The 19049-nt window shown below is 65.9% G+C and carries 16 protein-coding genes; 8 read left to right on the forward strand and 8 right to left on the reverse strand.

Annotated elements, in window-relative coordinates; genetic code table 11:
- Positions 1-78: 78 nt before the first annotated feature.
- Complete coding sequence (locus ATY02_RS20105; RefSeq protein ID WP_068588052.1) at positions 79-1305, forward strand: acyl-CoA dehydrogenase family protein; 1227 nt, start codon at positions 79-81, stop codon at positions 1303-1305.
- Positions 1306-1398: 93 nt separating this feature from the next.
- On the opposite strand, the gene ATY02_RS20110 is transcribed toward ATY02_RS20105, so the two are convergent.
- On the reverse strand, positions 1399-2592 hold the full coding sequence (locus tag ATY02_RS20110) for an MFS transporter (RefSeq protein WP_068588048.1): 1194 nt from the start codon (positions 2590-2592) through the stop codon (positions 1399-1401).
- A 244-nt stretch (positions 2593-2836) separates the two neighbouring features.
- Here ATY02_RS20110 and ATY02_RS20115 point away from each other — a divergent pair, with 244 nt between their 5' ends.
- The 5 genes from ATY02_RS20115 to ATY02_RS20135 all read left to right on the forward strand — a co-directional run bounded on the left by ATY02_RS20115 (position 2837) and on the right by ATY02_RS20135 (position 8070).
- A complete protein-coding gene (locus ATY02_RS20115; protein ID WP_068588045.1) occupies positions 2837-3727 on the forward strand; it encodes a LysR family transcriptional regulator in 891 nt (296 codons plus the stop codon).
- A 66-nt stretch (positions 3728-3793) separates the two neighbouring features.
- Positions 3794-4321 carry an AAA family ATPase gene (locus ATY02_RS20120; protein ID WP_068588043.1) on the forward strand — a complete coding sequence of 176 codons (528 nt, stop codon included), beginning with the start codon at positions 3794-3796 and terminating at the stop codon, positions 4319-4321.
- Positions 4322-4432: 111 nt separating this feature from the next.
- Positions 4433-6637: an OsmC domain/YcaO domain-containing protein gene (locus tag ATY02_RS20125; RefSeq protein ID WP_068588040.1), complete on the forward strand. Its 2205-nt coding sequence runs from the start codon at positions 4433-4435 to the stop codon at positions 6635-6637.
- 27 nt (positions 6638-6664) lie between these two features.
- Positions 6665-7360 (forward strand): tRNA (adenine(22)-N(1))-methyltransferase, encoded by a 696-nt coding sequence (locus ATY02_RS20130; protein WP_068588037.1) that lies wholly within the window; start codon positions 6665-6667, stop codon positions 7358-7360.
- 182 nt (positions 7361-7542) lie between these two features.
- Complete coding sequence (locus ATY02_RS20135) at positions 7543-8070, forward strand: glyoxalase superfamily protein (protein ID WP_068588034.1); 528 nt, start codon at positions 7543-7545, stop codon at positions 8068-8070.
- 84 nt (positions 8071-8154) lie between these two features.
- On the opposite strand, the gene ATY02_RS20140 is transcribed toward ATY02_RS20135, so the two are convergent.
- From ATY02_RS20140 to ATY02_RS20170, 7 genes are all read right to left on the reverse strand, one after another.
- Positions 8155-10383, reverse strand: a complete 2229-nt coding sequence (locus ATY02_RS20140; RefSeq protein ID WP_416220640.1) for a TonB-dependent receptor — start codon at positions 10381-10383, stop codon at positions 8155-8157.
- Positions 10384-10511: 128 nt separating this feature from the next.
- A complete protein-coding gene (locus ATY02_RS20145; protein WP_068588027.1) occupies positions 10512-11513 on the reverse strand; it encodes a siderophore ABC transporter substrate-binding protein in 1002 nt (333 codons plus the stop codon).
- Entirely contained in the window at positions 11510-12286 is a 777-nt protein-coding gene (locus ATY02_RS20150; RefSeq protein ID WP_068588024.1) for an ABC transporter ATP-binding protein, read from the reverse strand. The genes ATY02_RS20145 and ATY02_RS20150 overlap by 4 nt, the downstream gene beginning before the upstream one ends.
- Positions 12283-13227, reverse strand: a complete 945-nt coding sequence (locus ATY02_RS20155) for an iron chelate uptake ABC transporter family permease subunit (RefSeq protein ID WP_068588021.1) — start codon at positions 13225-13227, stop codon at positions 12283-12285. The genes ATY02_RS20150 and ATY02_RS20155 overlap by 4 nt, the downstream gene beginning before the upstream one ends.
- The gene (locus tag ATY02_RS20160) at positions 13224-14165 is read right to left on the reverse strand and encodes an ABC transporter permease (protein ID WP_053136382.1); all 942 of its coding nucleotides are present in this window, start codon (positions 14163-14165) and stop codon (positions 13224-13226) included. Before ATY02_RS20160 ends, ATY02_RS20155 begins: the two co-directional genes overlap by 4 nt.
- Positions 14165-15916: an ABC transporter ATP-binding protein gene (locus ATY02_RS20165; RefSeq protein WP_068588018.1), complete on the reverse strand. Its 1752-nt coding sequence runs from the start codon at positions 15914-15916 to the stop codon at positions 14165-14167. Before ATY02_RS20165 ends, ATY02_RS20160 begins: the two co-directional genes overlap by 1 nt.
- Complete coding sequence (locus ATY02_RS20170) at positions 15910-17700, reverse strand: ABC transporter ATP-binding protein (protein ID WP_068588016.1); 1791 nt, start codon at positions 17698-17700, stop codon at positions 15910-15912. Before ATY02_RS20170 ends, ATY02_RS20165 begins: the two co-directional genes overlap by 7 nt.
- A 195-nt stretch (positions 17701-17895) precedes the next feature.
- On the opposite strand from ATY02_RS20170, the gene ATY02_RS20175 reads away from it, so the two are divergent.
- Entirely contained in the window at positions 17896-18519 is a 624-nt protein-coding gene (locus ATY02_RS20175) for a TetR/AcrR family transcriptional regulator (protein ID WP_068588014.1), read from the forward strand.
- Positions 18520-18565: 46 nt separating this feature from the next.
- Positions 18566-18979, forward strand: coding sequence for a hypothetical protein (locus ATY02_RS20180; protein WP_068588012.1), 414 nt, complete (start codon positions 18566-18568; stop codon positions 18977-18979).
- Positions 18980-19049 lie beyond the last annotated feature (70 nt).

Consider the following 19049-nt stretch of genomic DNA (forward strand, 5'->3'; position numbering starts at 1 on the left):
CCCAGGGCGGCCCCAACCGGGGCAGCGCCGGCGGAGGCCAAGACAGTCAACCCCGACAATGTTGGTACAGAGGTAAAAATGGCAACCCTTCCCAAACGCATGGCCGATGAGCTCTACCACGACCTGATGTCCTCCACCGCAGTGCTTGAGATCCGCCGGGAAGTCCGGGCATTCGCCGACGAATTCGTCGCCCCACGGGCCTACGAAATCGCTCACCGAGACGAGAGCGTGGCCAACTTTCCCCGGGACGTCTTCGATGCCATGGCGCGCCACGGCATCTTCCGCATCCCTTTCCTGGCCCAGGATGGCGGGCTTGGCCTGGAGCACCGGGTGCTGGCCACGGCCACGGCCTGCGAAGAGCTGGCCTACCACAGCAATTCGATCGCGGCGATCTTCGACGTGCATTGCATCCTCGCCGGACGCACCCTGGAGCGAGGCAGCGACTTCATCCGCGAACGCTATCTGCGCCCTTTGATCAACGGCGACAAGATCGGCGCCTTCGCCACCACCGAGCCCCTGGCCAGCACCGACCTGTCACCCAAGGCCGTGGCCACCAGCGCCCGGCTCAAGGGCGATCGCTACATCGTCAATGGACACAAGCGCTTCATCACCAACTCGCCGGTCGCCGACTTCATCGTGGTGCTGTGCCGTAGCGAAGAGGACGGCATGGTGGAGCTGGTGGTGGAGACCGACCAACCGGGCGTACGCATCGGCAAGCCCGATCGCAAGATGGGCAATCGTGGACAACTGACGGCCGACGTGCACTTGCAGGATGTGGAAGTGCCCCTGGAACGGCGCATCGGCGAGCCCAACCAGGGGCTGCGGGTCGCCCTGTCGACCCTGACCTACGGCCGCATCGGCATCGCCGCTACCGGCGTGGGCATGGCCCAGTCGGCATTCGACCACTCCACCGGACACCTGCGCAGCCGCGAGGCATTCGGCAAGAAACTGGGGGCCTTCCAGCACTGGCAGTTCCGCATGGCCGAGCGCGCGACGCACATCGAGAACGCCCGCAACCTCTATATCAAGGCGGCCCTGCGCATGGACCTGGGCAACGAGTTTCCGGAGCCCGAAGCGGCCATGGCCAAGTACTACGCCACCGAAGCGGCCGGCGACATGGCTCGCGATGCCGTGCAGATTTTCGGTGGCTACGGCTTCCTGCGCGAGCTGGCGCAGGACGGCAGCCACTACAAAGTCGAGGAGATCTATCGCGACAACAAGATCAGCGAGATCTATGAAGGCACCAACGAGATCCAGCGCATGGTCATCGCGCGGCAGATCTTCGGCAAAGCCCTGGTGGGCTGACCCGCCCCTGGGGCATCCGAGCGCTGGAGCAGCCGGGCCGCGGACCGATCCGGGGCGCGCTGCGGCCCGGCGCCATGGGCCCCACGCCTGACCTCACTCCCCCGTGGTGACGCGGCGATAACCGCTGTCGGGGCTGTTCACCAGCAACAGCCCCAGCAGGCCCAGCCCGAGCATCGCGACGATGGCCCCGCTGAGCCCCATCCAGGCGATGCCCGCCTGGCCGATGGTGATACCTCCCAGCCAGGCGCCCAAGGCGATCCCCGCATTGAAGCCGGCGATATTCAGCCCGGCCGCTACGCCCTGGGCATGGGGCGCATGCCGTTCGGCGACCCCGATCAAGCGGGCCTGTAGCGCCGGCACCGCCGCATAGGTGAACAACCCGAGCAAGGCCACCAGCACGAACATGGCCCCCGCAAACGTTGCCAGGCCCCACATGCCCAGCGTGCAGGCGGCAATGCCGGCGAGCACGATGGCACTGGCGCGGTTGACCCCGAGGCCGTCGGTCAAACGGCCGCCAAGCCAGTTGCCGACCGCAGCCAGCACGCCATAGGCCAACATGAAGAGGCCAACCGTCGTGGAGCTGATCTGCGTCACTTCGGTCAGCAGCGGCGCAATGTAGGTATAGGCGCTGAACGAACCGGCGTAACCGAGCACGGTCACCAGCGCCGCCGTCAGTAACGCTGGATGCAGGATCGCCTTGAGGGCCTGGCCCGCAGACTCGCGCTGTTGCCCCGCGACCCTGGCCGGCTCCCGCATGCCCAGCAACAAGCCAAGGAAACCCAATGCACCGAATGCGGCAATCGCCCCCAGCACCGGACGCCAGGACAGCAAGCCGCCCAGATAGGTGCCAATGGGCACACCGATCGCCATGGCGAGGGTGAAACCGGCGAAGACCACGGCCACCGCACGTCCCGCTTGCCCGGGGCCGACCAGGCGTGCTGCGGTGCTGGAGGCCACAGCCAGGAACAGGCCATGGCCCATGCCGGCGACGAAGCGCGCGACCAGTAGCAACGCCAGGCTGTTGGCGAACGCGACAACCAGGCTGCCGGCACAGAACACCAGCACGGTCACCAACAGGGCGTGCCTGCGCGACCATCCAGCGGTCAGGGCACTGAAGATTGGTGCGGCGAACGTCGCGCCCAGGGCGTACAGGGAAACCGCGCCACCGGCCTGCTCGACATTCACGCCCAGGTCCCGGGCAATAACGTCAGCCAGGCCGATGGGCACGAATTCAGCAAGGCCCAGGGCAAAGGCACTGAGGGTGAAGATATAGACGATGAATGGCATGGAAGCTCTCTCGAAACACTGGTTGGGCCGGCTCGTGGCCGTGCATGCGGCGGATCGTAGAGAGGCGTTACAGATACGAGAAATTATCCTTTATTGACCTTTACCAAAATATTTTTATAGCTCAAGCCGGGCTTGGCCCTATGCTGGCAAGCCCTTGGTCGGCGATGGATACCCTCGCCGGGCGCTTGTTGCTCAACCCCAGGAACACTTCGCGAGGGCGCCCACTGCGGCGCGATACCGTTTCATGAGCCATCTGGACCACCTGCGTACCTTCATCGAGGCCTATCGCCTGCAATCGTTCTCGCGTGCGGCCCAGGCCCTGGGCATGACCCAGCCTGGCGCATCGCTGCACATCCAGGCGCTGGAGGCCTTCGTCGGCAAGCCGCTGTTCGTGCGACGCTCACGCGGCGTGACCGCGACCGAAGCGGCGGACGAACTGGCGCGGGCCATCGGGCCGATGCTGGACGGCCTGGAAATGCGCATGGCGTCCTATCGCCTCGGCGATGAGATGAGCGGCACCGTGCACATCGCCGGGCCCTCGGATTTCATCCACGGCAAGATCGCCGCGGGCCTGGCGCCCCTGCTGGACCAGGGCCTGCAGATCCGCCTGCACACCGGCAATCGCGAACGCATCTACAGCCTGCTGGACAACTCGACCGCCGACCTGGCGATCACCGCGTCCCTGCCGGACGAGCATGCCCACGGTTTCGCCCGGCTGCTGACCGAACGATTCCTCCTGGTTCTGGCCCCGGAGCTGGCCAGGAAACTGGGGCCGCGCCCCTCGGCCGAGGAACTGGGGCAACTGCCACTGCTGGCCTACGATGAAGACCTGCCGCTGATCCGCCCGGTGTGGACGGCGCTGTTCCAGTTCGCGCCAACCCTGCAGGCCGCGCTGACCATTGCCGACCTGCGGATCATCCAGGACCTGGTCGTGCAGGGACAGGGCTGGAGCGTACTGCCCGACTACCAGTGCCGCGAAGCGCTGGAAGCCGGCCGCCTGGTGTCCCTGACTCCGCTCGAGGAGGCGCCCAGCAACGAGCTATACCTGGTCTGGAACAAGACCTCGATGCGCAATCCACGGCTGGTCCATGTGCGCGATTTTGTCCTGGGCCTGTTCGCCGACGCTCACCCTTGAACGCCACGATGCCCTGCCCCGGGAGCCGATGCTAGACTGCGCGGCTTTTTTCCCTGGGGCCAGGTTATGCAGCGCATCGTGATACTGGGCAACGCCGGGAGTGGCAAATCCACCCTGGCCCGTGAACTGGGACGCCGTCTGGCAGTGCCGGTGGTGCACCTGGACCGGCTGTTCTGGGAGCCCGGCTGGGTCGAGGCCGATACCGAGGTATTCCGCAGCCGGGTCCGCGAGGCCGTCGCCACGGATGCCTGGATCTGCGAAGGCAATTACTCGCGGCGCACCTTCGACCTGCGCCTGCCCCGCGCCGAGCTGGTGATCTGGCTCGACACCCCGCGCACCACCTGCCTGCGCCGGGTGTTCATGCGCAGCCTGCGCAACCGTCCACGCGCCGACCTGCCGGCAGGTTGCCGCGAGCAACTGAACCTGGAGTTCCTCAAGTTCCTGGGTTTCGTGTGGCACTTCGACCAGCACAATCGCCCGGGCATCGAACAGGTCCGCCAGGCCGTGGCGCCCCAGGTGCCGGTGATTCATCTGCGAGGCGTGCAGGACATCGACAGCTGGCTCAAGACGCTGCCACCCCGCCTGCCGGGCTGAACGCGACAGCCTGGACCGGTCGGCGGCCATGGCGCAAAAGCGCAAGACTTCCGGGTGAAAAACCGGATAATGGCGGCCTTTTCGTCTTGCTCGTTATTCTGGTAGCCCCCCATGGAAATCAAGGTCAACTTTCTCGACAACCTCCGACTTGAAGCCAAGTTCGATGACTTCACGGTGGTGGCCGACCAGCCGATCCGCTACAAGGGCGACGGTTCGGCACCGGGTCCGTTCGACTATTTCCTGGCTTCCTCGGCGCTGTGCGCCGCCTACTTCGTGAAGCTGTACTGCCAGACCCGCGACATCCCCACCGACAACATCCGCCTGTCGCAGAACAACATCGTCGATCCGGAAAACCGCTACAACCAGATCTTCAAGATCCAGGTCGAGCTGCCGGCGGACATCTCCGAGAAGGATCGCCAGGGCATCCTGCGCTCCATCGATCGCTGCACGGTGAAGAAGGTGGTGCAGACCGGCCCCGAGTTCGTGATCGAGGAAGTGGAGAACCTGGACGCCGATGCCCAGGCCCTGTTGATGCCGAGCCTGGATGCCGGCACCAGCACCCGCATCCCCGGCAAGGACCTGCCGCTGGAGCAGACCATCGCCAACATGTCGGCGATCCTCGCGGACCTGGGGATGAAGATCGAGATCGCCTCCTGGCGCAACATCGTGCCCAACGTCTGGTCGCTGCATATCCGCGACGCGCAGTCGCCGATGTGCTTCACCAACGGCAAGGGCTCGACCAAGGAAAGCGCCCTGGCCTCGGCCCTGGGCGAATTCATCGAGCGCCTTAACTGCAACTTCTTCTACAACGACCAGTTCTGGGGCCAGGAGATCGCCAACGCCGAGTTCGTCCACTACCCCGACGAGCGCTGGTTCCAGCCAGGGCGCAAGGATGCCCTGCCCAAGGAAATCCTCGACGAGTACTGCCTCGGGATCTACAACCCCGACGGCGAGCTGCGCGGCTCGCACCTGTACGACACCAACTCCGGCAACATCGAGCGCGGCATCTGCTCGCTGCCCTTCGTGCGCCAGTCCGATGGCGAAGTGGTGTACTTCCCCTCCAACCTGATCGAGAACCTCTACCTCTCCAATGGCATGAGCGCCGGCAACACCCTGGCCGAGGCCCAGGTGCAGTGCCTGTCGGAAATCTTCGAACGGGCGGTCAAGCGCGAGATCCTCGAAGGCGAGCTCGCCCTGCCGGACGTGCCCCAGGAAGTGCTGGCCAAGTACCCGGGCATCCTGGCCGGTATCCAGGGCCTGGAGGAGCAAGGGTTCCCGGTGTTGGTCAAGGACGCTTCCCTGGGCGGTGAATTCCCGGTGATGTGCGTGACCCTGATGAACCCGCGCACCGGTGGCGTGTTCGCCTCCTTCGGCGCCCACCCGAGCCTCGAAGTGGCGCTGGAACGCAGCCTCACCGAACTGCTCCAGGGCCGCAGCTTCGAGGGCCTGAACGACCTGCCGCAGCCGACCTTCGAGAGCCAGGCGCTGATGGAGCCGAACAACTTCGTCGAGCACTTCATCGACTCCAGCGGCGTGGTCTCGTGGCGCTTCTTCAGCGCCAAGGCCGACTTCGAGTTCGTCGAGTGGGACTTCTCCAGCCAGGGCACCGACTCCAACGCCGAGGAAGCCGCGACCCTGTTCGGCATCCTCGAAGGCCTGGGCAAGGAAAGCTACATGGCGGTGTACGAGCACCTGGGCGCCACCGCCTGCCGGATCCTGGTGCCGGACTACTCGGAAATCTACCCGGTGGACGACCTGATCTGGGACAACACCAACAAGGCGCTGTTCTTCCGCGAAGACATCCTCAACCTGCACAGCCTGGACGAAGACGGCCTGCGCGACCTGGTGGAGCGCCTGGAGCAAAGCGAGCTGGACGACTACACCGACATCACCACCCTGATCGGCATCGAGTTCGACGACAACACCGCCTGGGGCCAGTTGACCATCCTCGAGCTGAAGCTGCTGATCCACGTAGCCCTGGGCCAGTTCGACCCGGCCAAGGAACTGGTGGAGATGTTCCTGCAGTACAACGACAACACCGTCGAGCGCGGCCTGTTCTACCAGGCCATGAACGCGGTGCTGGAAGTGCAACTGGACGACGAGCTGGAGCTGGCTGACTACGAAGCCAACTTGCGCCGCATGTTCGGCAACGAGCGGATGGACGCGGTGATCGGCTCGGTACAGGGCCGCGTGCGCTTCCATGGCCTGACGCCTACCAGCATGCAACTGGAGGGCCTGGACCGGCACCTGCGGTTGATCGACAGCTACAAGAAGCTGCACGCGGCACGGGCCAGGATGGCTGGCCTGGCCAGCTGAGGGCAGTGTCAGAATGAGCATCGGCAGTTGAACCAACAGACCTTGTCCATGCGCCTGGAGCGCGTCGCGGCCCAGGTACCGGCCGGGGCGCGCCTGGCCGATATCGGCTCGGACCACGGCTACCTGCCGCTGGCGTTGCTGAGCCGTGGCGCCATCGAGAGGGCAGTGGCTGGCGAGGTGGCGCTGACGCCCTTCCACTCGGCCCAACGCAGCGCTCGTGCCAGTGGTTTCGGCCAACGCATCAGCGTGCGCCTGGCCAACGGCCTGGCGGCAATCGAGCCGGGGGACGGGATCACCGCCATCAGCTTCTGCGGCATGGGTGGCGAGACCATCCGCGACATCCTTGAGACCGGCAAGGCACGCCTCAATGGCCGCGAGCGCCTGGTCATGCAGCCCAACGGCGGCGAGCAGCCGCTGCGTCAATGGCTGATGGACAACGGCTACGCCATCCTTTTCGAAGAGGTGCTGCGCGAGAACCGCTTCGACTACGAGATCATCGTCGCCGAGCGCGGCGCCAGCCCAAGCTACAGCGCCGAGCAGCTGTACTTCGGCCCGCTGCAGATGCAGGAGCGCAGCCCGGCATTCCTGGCCAAGTGGCAGCGCAAGTTGCGCCAGAAGCACAAGATCCTGGCCCACTTCGCCCGGGCTCAGCAGGCGGTGCCCGAGGAGAAACTCCAGGACACCCAGCGCAAGGCCCGCTGGATCAGCGAGCTGCTGGCCTGAGTCTGCAGCGCTGCTTTCACTGGTAAAACCCGCTGTGTATCATCGGCCCAGGTCGATGCTACCTGCCGCTCGCATCCGCAAGGAATGGTGAAAGCATCGCTGTCCCCCTACCCTGTCGTCACTCTTGACAGTCGAGGCCCGGCAACGCGAGCACCCCTGCACCTCGGCGAACAGGAGCAACGATGATCACTCTCGAATACGCCAAGCAAATGGCCAAGCGCCTGCGCACCGCGCTCGCCGCCCACGACCAGTCGATCAGCCACGCCACCGCGCTGGAAAGCGTGGCCCGGCAACTGGGCTACAAGGACTGGAACACCGCCGCCGCAGCCCTGCCCCAGGAACAACCCCAGGGGATCAGCTTCGACAAGGCCATCCCGATCCTGCGGATGTTCGACGAAACCAAGGCTCGCGAGTTCTACCTCGATTTCCTCGGGTTCGCCGTGGAGTTCGAACACCGCTTCGAAGCCGACCTGCCGCTGTACCTGGGCATCAGCCGCAATGGCCTGCAACTGCATCTGTCCGAGCACCATGGCGATGCCAGCCCCGGGGCGACGATTTTCGTGCCGATGCACAACATCGAACAACTGCGCGATGAACTGCAAGCCAAGCGCTACGGCTACGGCCGCCCCGATATCGTCGAAGAAGACTGGGGCAAGACCCTGGAAGTCTACGACCCCTTCGGCAATCGCATCCGCTTCTGCCAGGGCTGATCCTGCGCCGACCATCCAGAGCGCAAACGATCCGCTCCACGGGCAGGCCCAGTGCCTGCCCGTGGACGCTCATGGGCTAGGGTTTCAAAAATCCACCGAGGCGGACAGCTCGAAGGTGCGTGGCGCACCCAGCCCCAGGCTGGTGGTCAGCGGCATTCCCCAGTAGGCCTTGTTGGTGAGGTTGCTGACGTTGCCCCGCAGGGTCACCGGGCGGTTGGCGACCTGGGTGGCGTAGCGGGCGCCCACGTCGAACAGGGTGTAGCCGGGAATCGACTGCTGGTTGTCGGCGCTGATGTACTGCTTGGACAGCGCCGTGGCGTTGGCGGTCAGCGTCAGGCCCTGCAGCACCGGGGTATCCCATTCCACGCCGAGCTTGCCTTGCAGTTCGGGATAGCCAGTGGCGTTCTTGCCGTCGTTGCGGCCACCCTCGGTCTTGGTCAGCTTGGGGTCGACATGGGCGACGCCGCCCATCAGCCGAACGTCGTCCAGCGGCGCCCCGAAGAAGCCCCACTCCACCCCGCGGTTACGCTGTTCGCCCCCCATGGAGTAGATGTTGGTGGCCGGATCGGTGTAGCTGCCCGGACGGGTGATCTCGTACAACGCCAGGGTATGGGTGAAGGAGCCCAGGTCGAGCTTCAGGCCGACTTCCTTCTGCTTGGTCTTGTAGGGCGCGAAGATCGCGCCGGCGTTGGCGGCGGTCAGCGGCGCCATGCCGCCTTTGCTCAGGCCCTCGATGTAGTTGGCATACAGCGACAGGTCGTCGGTGGCCTTGAACAGCACCGCGGCCGCCGGGGTGGTGGCGCTTTCGTCATAGCGCGAGGTGCGCTTGCCGGTGCTGACGCTGAAGGTATCGCTGAGCACCTCCTGGCGGCGCACGCCCAGGGTCAGTTGCAGGCGATCGTCCAGCACCGACAAGGTATCGGCCACGCCGTAGCTGCGCAGGCGGCTCTCGCTGTGCATGATCAGCGGCCAGCTGGTGGGCGCCTTGGGACCCCAGGTCGGGTGGTAGATATTGGTGGTCCAGTCGGCACCGGGCACCGAGCGACGCCCCCAATCCTTCTTCTTGTCCGAGTACTGGGTAGCGTTCAACGACCACTGGTGCTTGATCTCGCCCGTCTGGAACTGGCCCTTGAGGCCGGTTTCTGCCGAGACCTTGCGCACCTGGAACTTCAACTGGCCCATGCTGCTGCGCAGGTCGCCGGCATCGTTGATCACCGTGGCGATCATGGCGCCGTTGTAGGCGTAGTCGCTCTTGCTGCTGCCTACCGCGGCATAGGCGGTCAGTTGTTCACTGAGGTCGAACTCGCCACGCAGGATCGCGCCCTTGTCCTTGCTTTCCACCGTCGCCCAGTCGGGGTTGAGCAGCGAACCGGCCTTGGGCGGCCTGGGCACCGCAACCCCGGCAGCCAGGCCCATCCCACGGTTCTGGCCAGTGATGCGCTGGTCGGCGTCGTACAGGTCGAGGGACAACCGTGCGCGTTCGCCCCGCCAGTCCAGGGCCAATGACGCCAGGTCGGCTTTCTGCTTCTGGTGGTCGGTGGCCGCATCGCCTTCGCGGTGGACGCCGTTGAAACGCACGCCGAACTGTTGGTCCTGGCCAAAGCGCCGGCCCATGTCCAGGTGCCCCCCAAGCTGCGAGTCGGACATGTAGCTGCCGGTCAGGCGTGTCAGCGGTTCGTTGCCGGCACGCTTGGGCACCAGGTTGACCGTGCCGCCCACCGAGCCGCCTGGCGGCATGCCGTTGAGCAACGCCGAGGGGCCCTTGAGTACTTCGATGCGTTCGTACATTTCAGGGGACACGCGATAGAACGGTGCCATGCCGAACAGCCCGTCGACGGTCACGTCGCTGATGTCCGAGGAGAAGCCGCGAATCGAGTAGTTCTCGCTAAAGGTGCCGGTCAAGCCGTTGCTGAACACTGCCGGATCGGTGGCGGCGATCACATCGGTGATGCTCTTGGCCTGGCGGTCCTCGATGTATTTCTCGGTGTAGCTGATGGTGCTGAACGGGGTCTCCATGAAGTCCTTGTTGCCCAGCAAGCCGAGCTTGCCCCCCGAGGCCACCTGCTCCCCCGCGTAGGCCGGTGGCAGGCTGGAGACGGCTTCGCCCTGGATCGTGGTGGCGGGCAACGCCAGTGCCCGGTCCTGGGTCGCTTCGGCCGGCTCGCGAACCTCTGCGCCCGCCGGCGCCGCCAGCGTGGCCAGGACCCCCAGGGCCAGCCCTGCCAGCCCGCGGTGGACGCCGACGGCCAGGGGTTTGGCGACCAACGCCTGGGAAAGGTGTGCATTGCGATGGAAAGAATGACGGTGAGTCACGCTACAGCTCCGTTGAAGTGAGAAGGCAGTGTTTTTTTGATTAGTTGGCTTGATTCGAATACAAGAGCTAAGGCTGTTGATAATCACTTGCTACCACGCAAATGCCGCGAACAGCCCTTAGCTCGAAGTCAGGGCTGATAACCCTTGATGACGTCGTCGATCATCAGCTTCACCGAGGTCGGGCTGGCGGCGGTGACGTACCAGGCCTGGGCATCGGCAAAGACCACACGGCCGTTCTTCCACGCGTTGGTCTGGCGCAGCAGAGGGTTGTCCAGGCTCTGGGCATCCAGGGCCGGGCGCCCTTCCATCACGGCGGTGCGGTCCACCACGTAGAGGATGTCGGGGTTGGCCTGCTGGATGAATTCGCTGGAGATCGGCTGGCCATGCAGGCCGGTCTCGCCCTCGGGGCTGGCCGGTTTCACGCCCAGGGCATCGAAGATGAAGCCATAGCGCGAATGCGCGCCGAAGGAGCTGAAGGCGCCGTTGTTATGCAGCACGATCAGGGCGCGCTCAGGACGACCTGCCGTGACCTGCCGGGCCTGCTGCACCCTGGCCTCCAGTTGCGCGGCCTGCTCCCGGGCCTGTTGCTGCTTGCCGAAGATCTCGCCGAGACTCGCCAGGTGCTCCTTGATGACCTCGATATGCCGGCCCTGGCTGTCGCGGTAATCCACATCGAAATGCACTGTGGGCGCGATTGCGCTCAGCTCCTGGTAGTGGCTGGCCTGCAGCGAGGTGATCAGGATCAGGTCCGGCTTGACGGCGTAGATCCGCTCCAGGTTGGGCTGGACGATCGCCCCCAGGTCCTCGACCTGGGCCGCCTGCTTGTACCGGGCCAGGAAGTGCGGGATGAAATCCTTGGGCATGCCGGCCACGGGAATGCCCAGCTGGTCGAGGAAATCCACTTCGTTCATGTCCAGGGCCACCGTGCGCTGGGGCAGTCGCTCCACCAGCGTGGTGCCCAGCTGGTGCCGGACCGTGACCGGGGTATACGCCGGAGCCTGGTTGGCAGCAGCCGGAGCCTGGCCCGTCGCGGGCGAGGTGGCGGTTTTATCCTGGCAGCCCTGCCCGGCCAGGATCGCGGCCACCAACAGGGCCAACGTCCCATACCTGCTTGCGTGATGTCGGGTCATTTCAGTTCTCTTGCGGGGTTGAAGTAGTTGCACAGGTAGCCGCGGGCGTCATGGCTGATGCTGAAATCCAGCCCGTAGAGCTCTCGCAGCCGCTCTTCGGTCAGCACCTGGGCGACGCTGCCGGCGGCGTGCACGGCGCCCTTTTCCATCGCCACGATGTGGTCCGAGTAGTTGGCGGCGAAGTTGATGTCGTGCACCACCAGCACCACCGTGCGCCCCTGTTCGTCGCACAGTCGGCGCAGGGCGCGCATGATCTGCACCGCATGCTTGATGTCGAGGTTGTTCAGCGGCTCGTCCAGCAGCAGGTAGTCGGTCTGCTGGGCGATGGTCATGGCCAGGAACGCCATCTGCCGCTGGCCACCGCTGAGCTCATCGAGGAAGGCCCCGCGCAGCTCCTGCAGCGAGAGGAAGGCAATGGCCTCGTCGATCGCCTGCTGGTCGGCCCGGGTCAGGGCGCCGCGGCTGTAGGGAAAGCGCCCGAAGGCCACCAGCTCCTCGACCGTCAGGCGCAGGTTGAAGTCCGGCGCCTGGCGCAGGGTGGCCACCGTGCGGGCGTAGTCGCCGATGGCCATGCCACGGGTATCGCGGCCCGCCACCAGGATGCTGCCGCGAGTCGGTTCCAGCAGCCGCGCGATCATCATCAGCAGGGTCGACTTGCCCGCGCCGTTGGGACCGATCAGCGAGGTCAGGCGGCGGGCCGGGAACTGCACGTTGACCTCGTGCAGTACCGTCTTGGCGCCGTAGCTCTTGTGAAGGTCGTGGACGGTGATCATGCAACTCCTCGGGTACGCAGCATCAGGGCCAGGAAGTAAGCGCCACACAACAGGTTGACCAGCAGGCCCACGGTGGTCTTGTAGTTGAACAGGTGCTCGACCAGCAGCTGGGCGAGCAGGAACAGGCCCACGGCGATGGCGCAGCCCAGGGGCAGCGTGACCCGGTGGCGGAAGGTCCCGGCCAGGGCATAGGCGATGTTCGCCACGAATACCCCCATGAAGGCCACCGGCCCCAGCAGGCTGGTGGACACCGCCACCAGGCCGGCGATCAGCGCCAGTTGCAGGCGCACACAGCGTTGGTAGTCGACCCCCAGGGAGATCGCCTGGTCGCGCCCCAGCGCCAGCACATCGAGGGTCGCCAGGGTCTTGCGCCCTACCAGGCACAGCCCCGCCACCAGCAACCCGGCGTACAGCAACTGCTGGGGCTGCACCCGGTTGAACGAGGCCTGGCTGAACCCCAGCAGCATGGAGAACTCCCCAGGGCTGGCCTGGTACTGGACGAACTGGGTGAAGGTGCCGATGACCATGGTCAGCACCAGCCCCACCAGCAGTAGGAAGAACAGGTCGCGCCGGCCATCGCCGAACAGCCAGCGGTGCAGCGCCCAGGAATAGGCCAGCATCAGCAGCACCGACAGCCCGAAGTTGCCATGGGCGCCCAGCACCAGTAGGCCGGACATGCCCAGCACCGCCACCAGTACCGCCTGCAACAGCAGGTACACCGCCTCGTAGCCCATGATCGCCGGGGTCAGGATGCGGTTGCAGGTCAAGGTCTGGAAGGCGATCGACGACCAGGCGACGCACACCCCGCCAATCACCATCGCCCCCAGCCGGACCAGGCGCCTGGGGATCACCTGGGCAAAATCCAGCCCCGAGTCCAGCAACAGGAACAGCAGCGCCAGGGCGAACACCCCAAGCCACACCCCATAGTGCGAAGGTTTCATCGGCGCCCCCGTACCAGCAGGATCAGGAACAGCACGCCGCCGAGGCATCCGGCCGTCAGGCCGATGGGCACTTCGTAGGGGTAGATGACCAGGCGCCCCACCAGGTCGCAGACCAGCAGCAGCGATGCGCCGCCCAAGGCCACCAGCGGCAGGGTCCGGCCCAGCTGGTCACCGTGGCGCAGGGCGACCAGCTGCGGGATCACCAGGCCGACGAAGGGAATCGAGCCCACGGTGATCACCGTGGCCGATACGGTCACGGCCACCAGCAACAACCCCAGGGCCACCGTCGCCGGATAATTCAGGCCCAGGCTCGCGGCCATGCCCTCGCCCATGCCGAGCACGGTGAAACGCTGGGCATACAGATAGGCCAGGGCCACGATCGGCAGGATCAGGTAGATGATTTCGTAGTGGCCCTGGACCACCCGGGAGAAGTCCCCGAGCAACCAACCCTGCATGCTTTGCAGCACGTTATGGCGATAGGCGTAGGACTCGGCGAGTGCGCTCAGCACGCCGCCGTACATCAGGCCGATCACCGGCACCAATGCTGCGCTGCGCAATGGCACGCGGCGGATGATCAGGACGAAGGCCAGGCTCGCGGCGAAGCACACCCCCAGGGCGAACAGCATGCGCCCCAGGGTGCCGGCGCCCGGCAGCAGCACCAGCGACAGCAGGATGCCCAGCTTGGCCGCATCCAGGCCGCCGGTGGTGGCCGGCTCGACGAACTTGTTGCGCACGATGTGCTGCAGGATCACCCCGCACACCGCCAGCCCCACGCCGCTGAGCACCAGCGCCATCAACCGTGGCAGGCGGCTGGCGGTGAGGGTCAGCCAGGCATCGCCGGCCCCGGATAACAGCTGCCCCAGGGAGAACTGCCGGGCGCCCACCAGCAACGAGGCGCCGCAGAGGATGACGAAGGCCCCCAGCCAGCTGGCACGCATCAGCGGGACGCTCCGATCCGCCAGCCCTGGGCAGCGCCACGCGGGTCGAGCAAACGCGCGTAGTACCCCGGCCTGGCACGCAGCTCATCCGGTGTTCCCTGCTCCACCACCCGTCCCTGCTCCAGCACTACGATCTGGTCGGCCATGGCCACCGTCGACAGCTGGTGGGCGATGACCACCAGTGTGCATTGGCCGCGCAACCTGGCCAGGGCCTGGGCGATGACCGCCTGGTTTTCGGCATCCAGGGCCGCGGTGGCTTCGTCCACCAGGAGGATCGGCGCCTGCTTGAGCAGCGCCCGGGCAATGGCGATGCGCTGGCGCTCGCCTCCCGACAAGCGCGCCCCACCCTCGCCCACCTGGGTGTCGATGCCCTGGGCCAGGCGTTCGATGATCTCCCCAACACCGGCCTGGCGCGCGGCCTCCATGACCCGGGCGGCGCTGGCCTCGGGGTCGCCCAGGCGGATGTTGTCGGCAATGCTGCCCTGGAACAGGTAGGAATCCTGGAAGATCTGGCTGATGTGCCCGGCCAGTTGCGCCTCGGACATCTGCCGCACATCCACGCCACCGACCCGTACGCTGCCCTGGTCGACCTCGAAGAACCGGGCGATCAGCCTGGCCAGGGTGGTCTTGCCCGAACCCGACGCGCCGATCAACGCGGTCATGCTGCCCGGCGCCAGGCGCAGGCTGACGTCCCGCAGGACCTCGGGCTGCCCGGGGCCATAGGCGAAGCTCACGCCTTGCAGTTCGACCGAGGCATCGCCCGGCGCCTGGGGCGACTGGGCCTGGGCCAGAGGCGGCACGGCGAGGATTCGGCTGGCTTCTTCGAGCTGGCCCAGGGCCCCGCGCAAGGTCTCGCCATAGCTGGCCAGCTCCAGCAGCGGATCGACGAAGCGGCTGACCACTACCAGGGTCACCGCCAGGGCGATGGCCGGTCCGGTTTCCAGGCCCAAGCCCAACAGGCGTTCGAGCCATAGGCCGACACTCACCAGCAAGGCGGCGAAGATGCCCTGGACCACCCAGGTGTTGAGCACCGAGGATAACGACGACAAGTAGATCAAGCGCCCGGCGGACTGGCGCTGCTGGTCGATGGCCTGGCGCAGCAGGCGCGTGCCGCCCTGCTCGCCGTTGAACGCACGCAGCACCGACTGGGCCTGGGCGAACTCCACCATGCGCTGGCTGGTGTCGGCGAAATGCGCATGGAAAGCGCTATCGGCGCGACGCCCCAGGCGGGTCGAGAACGACACCGCGAGCGCCAGCAGCGGCAAGGCCAGGAGGGCCAGCAATCCGGTCGGCCAGTGCAGCACCCCCAGGGCGACGACCATCGCCAAGGGAGTCATCGCGGCACTGATCAGGGGCGTGAACACATGGGCCGGCAACTGCGCGATGGCCATCATGCCCTGGGTGATGACGTGGCCCAGCCGGGCGTTGTGCTCGGGCGTGAACCAGCCTACCGGCAGCCGGGCGATATGCTCGCCCATGCGCAAGCGCACGCCTTGCAGGACGGCGACACCCACCGCGACCCCGGCGCGCTCCACCCGGCGCCGCCAGAGCCAGCACAGCAGCACACCGGCCAGCAACAGCGCCAGCCAACCGATGGCCGCTTGCGTGTCGCCGGCCAGCAAGTGGCCGAGCAAGGGCACCAGGGCGGTGATGGTCAGGCCGCTGAGCAGGCCATAGCCCACTGCCATCCAGGCATAGCGACGCAATACCGGGACATCCTCGCCCAGCAGTTGGATGAAGGTCTTCAGCATGGTTGTGCTACCTGTTCCTTGCGGGTATCGCCATAGCCACCGAGCCTCCAGAGCCGTGCATACAGCCCTGCGTGCTCGAGCAATTGGGAGTGCCGGCCCTGTTCGCGAATACGGCCGTTGTCGAGTACCACGATGCGCTCGGCGTGCATCACGGTGTCCAGTCGATGGGCGATCACCAGCAGGGTGCGGCCCTGGGAGAAACGCGCCAGTGCTTCCTGGATCGCCACCTGGCTTTCGGCATCCGCCGCGGCCGTGGCTTCGTCGAGCACCAGCACCGGCGGATCGAGCAGCACGGCTCGGGCGATGCTCAGGCGTTGCTGCTCGCCCCCGGAAAAATGCGCGTCCTCGCCCACCACCGAGTCGTAGCCCCGTGGCAAGCGCAGGATCTGCTCATGGATATTGGCCAGGCGCGCGGCCGCTTCGATCTCCTGGCGGCTGGCCGAGGGTTTGCCCAGGGCGATGTTCTCGCCGACGCTGGCGTGGATCAGGCGCACGTCCTGCAACACGAAGCCGATATGGCGGTAGAGGCTGGCGCTGTCGAGTTGGCGCAGATCGACACCCCCCAGAGTGATGCGCCCGGTGCTGGGGTCGAAGAACCGCAGCAGCAGCCGCGCAAGGGTCGACTTGCCGGCGCCGGAAGGCCCGACGATGGCGGTGGTGGTACCGGGTTCGAGCACCAGGTCGATGTCCGCCAGCACCGGATGCTCGGGGTCGTAGCCATAGCTCACCCGCTCCAGGCGCAGCTCATTGCCCTGGGGCTGTTGCCCCGCACCGGGGGCCGGCTGTTCCAGCACTGGGGTCTGCAGCAAGGCCTGCACCCGCTGGGCCGCGCCGGTGGCACTGCCCAGGTCGTGGAGGATGTAGTGCAACAACAATACCGGCGCGCACAGCCCCGGGGTCACCAGGGCGAAGGGCAGCACGTCCAGCGGCGCGGCCCAGCCCTGGCTCACGAACAAGGTACCGGAGGCCAGCACCACCCCCAGTACCGAGACTGGGGCGACCATCGCGTTGGCGTTGGCCATGGCCGCCACCAGCGGACGGGTGAAGGCAATGAAGGTTTGGGCGAAGGCGTCGATCGCCTCGCGGTAGCGCACATGGGCCTGGCCACTGCTGCCAAAGGCCTTGATCACCGGGATGCCGTTGACGAATTCGACCACCGCATTGTCGATGCGCCCAAGGCCAGTGACGATCTCCTGCATGTTGGCGCCACTGGACTTCATGGCCCGCCCCAGGAACAGGAAGAACCCGGGAAACGGCAGCAGCGAGAGCAGCGCCAGGCGCCAGTCCATGGCGAACAGGTAGATCACCCCGATCAGCAACGCACCGCCGGCACGGCCCAGGGTGGTGAAGAAATGCGCGGTCAGGTTGTGCAGCGTGCCGATGTCGTCCTGCATCGCCCGCTTGACCTCCCCCGAGGCGCGGCCGGTGAACCATCCCAGCGGCACCAGGGTCAGGCGCTGGACGATCGCCAGGCGCAATTGATGGGTGATGCGGTTGTCGGCCAGGTGCGCCTGCAACTCGCCGGCGCAAAGCAGCGCCATGCCGCAGAACAGGCTCGCTACGCCCACCAGCAGCAGCCAGCCAATATCGCCGGCCACATGGGTGGCGTCGCCCAGGGCCAGCCTGGCGATACGCTCGATAACCGCCAAGGGGACCAGGGTCAGCATCGATCCGCTGGCGGCCAGGACGGCCGCCGTAATCAGCCGACCGCGCACGGGAGTCAAGACCTGGCTGATCGGACCCTGGGCCTTGGAGTTGGCCGAGGTCGCGTCGTGGGTGCTCATAGATGAAGTTTTCCAGACATTCGAAGACCGGCCTGCCCCACCCGCCCCGGTAAACGGAGCCGGAAACCCTGGCCGGGGGTAGCTCATGGATAGATCTGAGAATCAGAATCATATTTAGTTGCATGACTATAAACTAATTTGCCAAATCCAGACAAGACAGCTAAAAGTCATGCCTCATCGAGCCAGGACCTCTCCATGGAACCGCCACAGAAAACCCCGGCGCGCGGGCGCCCGCGCACCATCACCCGGGAACGGATCGCCGATGCCGGCATCGGCATCGGCTTGTCGAACATCACTTTCGTCGGCGTCGCCGCCGCCCTGGGCGTCAGCCATATGGCGCTGTACAAGCACATCGCGGGACTCGATGCGCTCAAGAGCCTGATCGCCGAGGAGCTGTTCCAGCGCTGGCAGATCCCCCGGGTCAATGCCGAGCAGCGCACCAGCCTCAAGGACTACCTGATCCTGTTCGCCACCTCGGCACGGGAGTTCGTCAAGGCGCATCCGGGGTTGACGCCCTATATGATCCGCCGGCTGGCAGCGACCCAGCCGATGCTGGACAAGATCCACGAGCACCAGTTGCATATCGCCCAGGCCTACGACATCGACCCGCTGCAGGCCCGCTGGTTACTGGCCACGGTGGCGTTCCACTGCTTCGCCGTGGCCGATACGGTGTATGCGGTGTCAGGCCAAGAGCCGGAACTGGAGGCTGATCGCCTGGCGGAAGTGGCGGAGATGGAGGCCGAACTGATCCAGGGCATGCATGCGCTGATCGTCGGTGCCCTGACGCTGCTGGAGGAAGGCCTGGTCCCAGGCGCCTGAAAACACCTGCCCGGCCGCCCAGCGGCCTGCCGGAACAAGGACGAACATGCTATTTCACGATTTCGCGCTAGGGCACATCGAAGTGCAGGTACAGGGCCGCGCCCACGACCTGCACAACTTCTACCAGGCCGAGCATATCCAGTACGACGTCACGAGCCGCACCCTGGCCCTGCACTTTCGCCGGTGGCCAGAACCCTGGGTGCCTCCCGAGGAGCCCGAGGCGATCGACCTGCTCTTCAGCGGCGTGAGCTACTTCTCGACCGATGGCCGTGATTGCGCCTGGGGCCCGGAGGACGATCGTTGCCTGCACGCCATCGGTGTGGTGCCGCAGGATGCCGCCACCAGTGAGTTCTACCTCAGCGACGACTTCCCCACCGATCACCACCTGGTGATCGAGTTCCAGTCGGGGCTGATCCTGCGCCTGCAGGCCGAAGAGGCGCGGTGCAGCCTGCGACCCTGACGATCCGGGTTGCACGACACTCCTGTACCCGCTACAAATCCAGCCATCGAACCTGCAAACACAAAGGAGC

It is taken from the genome of Pseudomonas sp. BIOMIG1BAC (assembly GCF_001705995.2).
Classification (GTDB): domain Bacteria; phylum Pseudomonadota; class Gammaproteobacteria; order Pseudomonadales; family Pseudomonadaceae; genus Aquipseudomonas; species Aquipseudomonas sessilinigenes.

What these genes read in the sequence shown, in the direction of transcription:
- ATY02_RS20120 (WP_068588043.1), top strand. Translation starts at nt 3,794, where the DNA reads ATGCAGCGCATCGTGATACTGGGCAACGCCGGGAGTGGCAAATCCACC.
- ATY02_RS20125 (WP_068588040.1), top strand. Translation starts at nt 4,433, where the DNA reads ATGGAAATCAAGGTCAACTTTCTCGACAACCTCCGACTTGAAGCCAAG.
- ATY02_RS20145 (WP_068588027.1), bottom strand. Translation starts at nt 11,513, where the DNA reads ATGACCCGACATCACGCAAGCAGGTATGGGACGTTGGCCCTGTTGGTG.
- ATY02_RS20165 (WP_068588018.1), bottom strand. Translation starts at nt 15,916, where the DNA reads ATGCTGAAGACCTTCATCCAACTGCTGGGCGAGGATGTCCCGGTATTG.
- ATY02_RS20115 (WP_068588045.1), top strand. Translation starts at nt 2,837, where the DNA reads ATGAGCCATCTGGACCACCTGCGTACCTTCATCGAGGCCTATCGCCTG.
- ATY02_RS20150 (WP_068588024.1), bottom strand. Translation starts at nt 12,286, where the DNA reads ATGATCACCGTCCACGACCTTCACAAGAGCTACGGCGCCAAGACGGTA.
- ATY02_RS20180 (WP_068588012.1), top strand. Translation starts at nt 18,566, where the DNA reads ATGCTATTTCACGATTTCGCGCTAGGGCACATCGAAGTGCAGGTACAG.
- ATY02_RS20105 (WP_068588052.1), top strand. Translation starts at nt 79, where the DNA reads ATGGCAACCCTTCCCAAACGCATGGCCGATGAGCTCTACCACGACCTG.
- ATY02_RS20175 (WP_068588014.1), top strand. Translation starts at nt 17,896, where the DNA reads ATGGAACCGCCACAGAAAACCCCGGCGCGCGGGCGCCCGCGCACCATC.
- ATY02_RS20110 (WP_068588048.1), bottom strand. Translation starts at nt 2,592, where the DNA reads ATGCCATTCATCGTCTATATCTTCACCCTCAGTGCCTTTGCCCTGGGC.
- ATY02_RS20155 (WP_068588021.1), bottom strand. Translation starts at nt 13,227, where the DNA reads ATGAAACCTTCGCACTATGGGGTGTGGCTTGGGGTGTTCGCCCTGGCG.
- ATY02_RS20135 (WP_068588034.1), top strand. Translation starts at nt 7,543, where the DNA reads ATGATCACTCTCGAATACGCCAAGCAAATGGCCAAGCGCCTGCGCACC.
- ATY02_RS20170 (WP_068588016.1), bottom strand. Translation starts at nt 17,700, where the DNA reads ATGAGCACCCACGACGCGACCTCGGCCAACTCCAAGGCCCAGGGTCCG.
- ATY02_RS20160 (WP_053136382.1), bottom strand. Translation starts at nt 14,165, where the DNA reads ATGCGTGCCAGCTGGCTGGGGGCCTTCGTCATCCTCTGCGGCGCCTCG.